At 70.2% G+C, this 5660-nt stretch carries 3 protein-coding genes; all 3 read right to left on the minus strand.

Going from position 1 to position 5660, the window contains the following annotated elements:
- Positions 1-164: 164 nt before the first annotated feature.
- Positions 165-2069: an alpha/beta hydrolase gene (locus D180_RS16670; RefSeq protein WP_017913692.1), complete on the minus strand. Its 1905-nt coding sequence runs from the start codon at positions 2067-2069 to the stop codon at positions 165-167.
- Positions 2033-5107, minus strand: a complete 3075-nt coding sequence (locus tag D180_RS16675) for an efflux RND transporter permease subunit (protein WP_017913693.1) — start codon at positions 5105-5107, stop codon at positions 2033-2035. The genes D180_RS16670 and D180_RS16675 overlap by 37 nt, the downstream gene beginning before the upstream one ends.
- A partial coding sequence (locus tag D180_RS16680; protein ID WP_043091202.1) for an HlyD family efflux transporter periplasmic adaptor subunit occupies positions 5104-5660 on the minus strand: 557 nt, incomplete at its 5' end. The genes D180_RS16680 and D180_RS16675, both read right to left, overlap by 4 nt.

The following is a 5660-nucleotide window of genomic DNA, read 5'->3' on the forward strand; positions in this document are numbered from 1 at the left end:
AGAAGGTGCCCCGCAGGGGCGGATGAGGGTTCGGGCGGAGCCTAGTATGACCAGATTGGCGCAGGCGCTGCGCGCCCCGCACCCTCACCCCAACCCCTCTCCCGGAGGGAGAGAGGCTTAGTGGGGCTGGTGCTGCATCGCTGAGGGGTTAACGCTGCGCCAGTTCAATGCAGCAGCCGGCGGATCTGCAGGATCGCCTGCGGCGTGCGTTGCACGCTGTGTCCGGAGACGATCACCGTTTCCGAGGCGGCGCCGGGCAGGTGGGCGCTCCAGTACGGCACGATGCCGTCGCTGGACTGCGCCAGCGGCACGCGCGGATCCTCCTGCCCGATGATGGAGTGATAGGTCACCTGTGGTGAGATCGGCAACTGCGCCGCGGCGAGGATGAAAGGGTCGTGGTCGCTGAGGCTGTCGATGCTGTTGGGTAGCCCGTCGAGCATGTTCTTGCCCGCGATGTCCTGGAACTGATCGAGCACGCGCCGTGGCAGGCCGATCACGGCGCGTGCCAGTTCGCCCACCGTGCCGGCGGCCTCGGGCGTGCCGCGCTGCGGGGTTGCCAGGAAGATCGCCTCGGACACTTCCGGCATCGGTGCGAACTGCAGCATCGGTCCGAGCCTGGCGTGCAGTGCCTGGCGCGCCTGCGGATCCAGCGCCGCCCCGTCGAACAGGGTTCGCCACAGCCGCTCGCCGTCGCTGGAAGACACCATCAAGCGCGCCAGCACGCCGCCCATGCTGTGCCCGATCAGCACCATGTCATGTGCGGAGACGCTGCGGCGTTGCGGATCGAACTGGTCCAGCGTCTGCTCCAGGGCGTTGCGAACTTGCAGGTGGGTGTAGGGAATCGGCAGGTTGGTCGGGTAGTAGACGAACCAGATCTGATAGCGCGCGCGGACCTGCGGATCGCCGAGCAGGTCGTTGGCCAGGTTGACCCAGGCTTCCGGGCTGCTGGCCAGCCCGTGCAGCAGCACCAGCACGCGCCGGTTCGGATCGTAGGGCTGGGTCAGGAACACGTGCGGCCGGTCGATGCCGTGCCCGAGGCCGAGCAGGGTGCGCAGCGATTGCGCGGCGAAACCGGCGCGCGCCATCCACACGCCGTAGCCGGCGCTGAAATTGGCCGCCAGCGGCACGTCGACACCGCCCATCGTGACCCGATCGCCGAGCGAGGGGTCGTGGACTTCCACGTGCGCGCTGTGGCTGGCCAGCACCTGCTTGAGCGTGCGGCCATCGAAACGCAGCAACACCGTGAGGTTGGGGGTGGGCATGTCGCTGTAGACAGGAGTGGCGTCGGTGCTGCGGATGGCCTCCGCCGCCGGCTGCGGCAGGACCGCGACCATCTCCGCGCCGAAGCCATCGCGCCGATACACGCTGCGCAGTCCGTCGAAACGCAGGCCGCTGGCCGCCAGCATCGTCTCGGGGATCGGCATGTCCTGCGGGTTGCCGACGCCGCTGGCATCCAGCGTCACCGTCCAGTCAGGCAGGGCGGCGATCTGCGCGCCGGCCTCGTGCGTGGCCGGCGGATGCCGCCGGTAGCGTGCGAACAACGCGGTCACCGCCTGCTGCACGGCGTAGTTGTAGTAGTCGCGCACCTGGGTCTGGCGTTCCTCGAAGGCGCGTTCGCTGGGCGTGCGTGCGCTGAAGAACAGGTAGGCGTAGGCGTAACGCGCGGTCTGCAGCCAGGCGGCCAGCGTGGCATCGCTGGCCGGGTGCTGCCTGGCGGCGCGTTGCGCCGCCAGCAGCGACAGTTCCGCCGCCGTCGCCAGGGTGCGCTCCTGGTCCATGTCGGCATTGCCGAGCAACCGGTCGATGCATGGCTGCACCGTCGCCGTGCAACGTGCCGCGTCGAGGCCGGCCACGTTCAGCGTCTGCAGTGCGGCATCGCTGGGGCGCGCGGTGCTCAGCGCGTCGCCGCGCTTGGCCTGGATGTAGCGCGCCGCATCCACGCGTTGCAGGGTGACGCTGGCGCAGCCGCCGGTGCACAGCGCCATGCACAGCACGACACAGGCCAGGATCGCGCGGTGCCAGCGCCGCCGCTTCATGCCGCGACCTTCGCCGGCTTGCCGGCGCGGCATGCGAACAGCAGGTCGTACAGCACCGGAATCACCCCCAGGGTCACCAGCGTGCCCAGGGCCAGGCCGCCGATCATGGTGATGGCCATGCCGGTCCACAGCGGCCCGGCGAACAGCATCAGCGGGATCAGGCCGACGATGCAGGTCAGCTTGGTCATCACGATCGGGCGCAGGCGCTTGACCGCGGCGGCGATCACCGCCTCGTGCCGGCTCAGGCCATCGGCCAGTTCGGCCTCGATCCGTTCGAGCAGCAGCACCGCGTTGTTGACGATGATGCCGGCCAGCGCGAGCAGGCCGAAGGTGGCCATGAAGCCGAACGGATAACCGGTGACCAGCAGGGCGAGGGTGGCGCCGATCAGCACGAACGGAATGCTGGCGACCACGATGAACAGCTTGCGGAACGAATTGAACTGCCACACGAACAGCAGCAGGATCGCGCCCAGCGCATGCGGCATGTATTGCAGCAGCGCCTGGTTGGCTTCGGCGGCGTCCTCCAGTTCGCCGCCCATCTCGATGCGGTAGCCCGGCGGCAGGCGTAGCGCCGCCACCTTGTCGGCCAGCGCGGCCACCACCTGGTCGGTGGTCAGGTCCGGGTTGCGGCCGGTGATGGTGATGGCGCGGCTCAGGTTGCGGCGCTGGATCGTCGAGGGTTCCGAGCTCAGTTGGATGTCGGCGATCGCCGACAGCGGCAGCGGCGCGGCGCCGGAGGACGGGTAGATCGGCGTGTCGCCAGGATTGCCGCCGCGTGCACGCGGGCCGCTGTCGCCGCGCAGCACGATCGGCACGTTGCTGCCGTCGTCGTGGATCACCGAAGCGTCCACGCCGCTGTAGCGCAGTTGCAGCGCCTGGGCGATGTCCTCGCTGGCGACGCCGGCGCGGCGCGCCTTGGCCTGGTCCACCTGCACCACGTAGCGCGGAATGCGGCTGTCCCAGTCGTCGCTGACGTCCAGCGTGCCGGGCAGGGCACGCAAGGCGTCGGCGATGCCGGCGGCGATCCGGCGCAGTTGCGTTTCGTCCGGGCCGATCACCCGGTAGATGGCCACGCCGGATTCGGTCGAGCCCAGCGAAAAGCGCTTGGGCTCGGCCCGCACTGCAGGGTAGGCCTGGCGCAGGTGGGTGCGCACCTTGGCGATCAGCGCATCGATGTCACTGCCCGGCCGCACGCTGACGGTGAAGTAGGCGATGTTGGCCGCCGGCAGCGGCGGGTTCAGGCCGAGCACGATACGCGGACCGCCGTCGGCGACGTAGCCGATGCTGTCGACGATCTGCGGGTTCTGCCGGCGGTCGGCCAGCCACTGGCTGATCGACTGCACGGTACGCAGGGTCTCGCGCGCATCGCTGCCCGGTTGCAGGGTCACCGGCATCTGGAACTGCAGGCGGTCGGACTTGGGCAGGAAGCTGTACGGCACCGAGACCAGCACGGTCACCGCAAGGGCCAGCAGGGCCAGCATGCTGCCCAGGAACAGCGCCTTGTGCGCCAGCAGCGCCTCGATCGCGCGCCGGTACAGGCGATACGGTTTGGACGTGTAGGTATCACCGTGGCCATCGGCCGTCGCGGCGTGCGCACGGGCGAAGTACATGCACAGCAGCGGGGTGATGGTGATGCTGAGCAGCCAGGAGCCGAGCAGGGTCACCGCCAGCACGATCGCCAGCGAGCGCATGTATTCGTTGGTGCTGGTCTGGCCGAAGAAGAACGGCGAGAACGCCAGCACGATCACCAGCGAGGAGGTCAGCAGCGGGATCGCCAGGCTGCGGCCGGCGGCTTCGCAGGCGGCGCGGCGTTCCTCGCCGGCGGCCAGGCGCCGCTCGATGTCCTCGGCGATGACGATGCCGTTGTCCACCAGCAGGCCCAACGCCAGGATGATCGCGGCGATGGACACCGTCTGCAGTTCCACGTTCAGCGCCCGCATCGCGATCAGCGCGCCGAGGATGGTCAGCGGCACGATCGCACCGACGATCAGGCCGGTGCGCCAACCGAGGAACAGCATCACCACTGCCATCACGATGACGATGGTCTCGCCCATCACGTGATGCATCTTGCCCATCTCGCGCTCGACCACGTCGGCCTGGAAGGTGACCACGTGCTGCGCGAAACCCACCGGCAGCATCTTGGCGGTCTCGCCCAGGGTGCGGCGCAGCGCCTTGCCCACCTCGGCGACGTTGTTGCCCGGCGCCATCGACACCGCCACCACCACCGCCGGCTGGCCCTGGTAGATGGCGCCGGCCTCCGGCGGATCCACCGGCATCAGCTCGATCCGCGCCAGTTGCGCCAGCGGGATCTGCCGTGGGCCGTCGGCGCCCTGTGTGGCGATCGGGGCATTGCGCAGGTCGTCGAGGTCGCGCACTTCGCCGGAGGTGGTCACGGTCATCGCCATGCCCGACGCGGCGACCAGGCCGCCACCGGCGACCACGTTCTGCGCGCGCAGTTGCTGCGCGACCGCGGCCGGGGTGAGGCCGGCCTCGCCCAGCTTGGTGCGGTCGAAGGCGACATAGACGCGCTCGTCCTGCAGGCCGTGGAAGGTGACCCGCTCGACGCCCGGCACGGCGTACAGCTGCGCACGCATCTGCCGCAGCGGCCCGAGCATCTCGGCGGTGTTGAAGCCGGGCGCGGTGACCGCGATCGAGGCGATGGCGACGCGGCCGAAGTCGTCGTCGACCAGCGGCCCCTGCGTGCCCGCGGGCAGCTCGGCGCCGGCCTCGGCCGCCTTGCTGCGCACCCGCTGCCACAGCGCCGGCAGGTCCTTGACGCTGTCCTGCGCGGTGACCTGCACGATGGCGCTGCCGGGATGGATGGTGGTGACGATCTTCTTCAGCCCGCTGATCTCGCGCAGCTGTTCCTCCAGCGGACGCGCGAGCAGGTTCTCCACGCGCTCGCTGGGCATGCCGGGGTAACCGACCTGCACGATCGCATCGCGCACGGTCACGCTCGGTTCCTCCTGCGACGGGAAGCCGAGGAAGGTGACGATGCCGCCGATCAGGATCAGGGCGGCGCTGAACAGCGCCAGGCGGCTCGATTGCAGGGTGGCGCGGGTGAGGTTCATGGCGAGACGGTGCCGAGACGGGTGGTGGGACGGAACGGCACGACGTGCTGGCCGTCGTGAAGGAAGGCGGCGCCGGCGGCGACGATGCGCTCGCCCGGAGCCAGGCCACGCAGGATCTGCACGCGGCCGCCCTCGGCGTGCCCGGTGACGACCTGACGACGGCGCACGCTGCCGCTGTCCTGGCGGTACACGAACAGCATGGTCTGGCCGTCGGCCATGCTCGGGATCAGCGCGCTCAACGGCACGCTCGGCGCCTGATCGGCGGCGCTGTCGGGCAGGGCCAGCAGCAGCGATTCGCCGTTGCGCGGCTGCGCCGCGTCGGCACCGGTGCTGTCGAACAGCGCTTGCACGGTGGCCCCGCCGTCCACGCGTTCGGACACGCTGCGCAGGCGCAGCGGCAGCGCCTGCTGCGGCGCGCTGCTGCGGTAGGCGAGCACGCTCTGGCCCGGTTGCAGCGCCGCCGCGCGATCGGCCGGCAGCGTCGCCAGCACCTGCGCGCGATCGGCGCCGTCCAGTTGCAGGACCGGCTGGCCCGCGCTCACAAGACTGTCCG

The organism is Xanthomonas sp. SHU 166, from assembly GCF_000364685.1.
In the GTDB taxonomy this organism is placed as follows: domain Bacteria; phylum Pseudomonadota; class Gammaproteobacteria; order Xanthomonadales; family Xanthomonadaceae; genus Xanthomonas_A; species Xanthomonas_A sontii.

Coding starts and splice junctions, on each gene's coding strand:
- D180_RS16670 (WP_017913692.1), bottom strand. CDS start 2,069: ATGCCGCGCCGGCAAGCCGGCGAAGGTCGCGGCATGAAGCGGCGGCGC.
- D180_RS16675 (WP_017913693.1), bottom strand. CDS start 5,107: ATGAACCTCACCCGCGCCACCCTGCAATCGAGCCGCCTGGCGCTGTTC.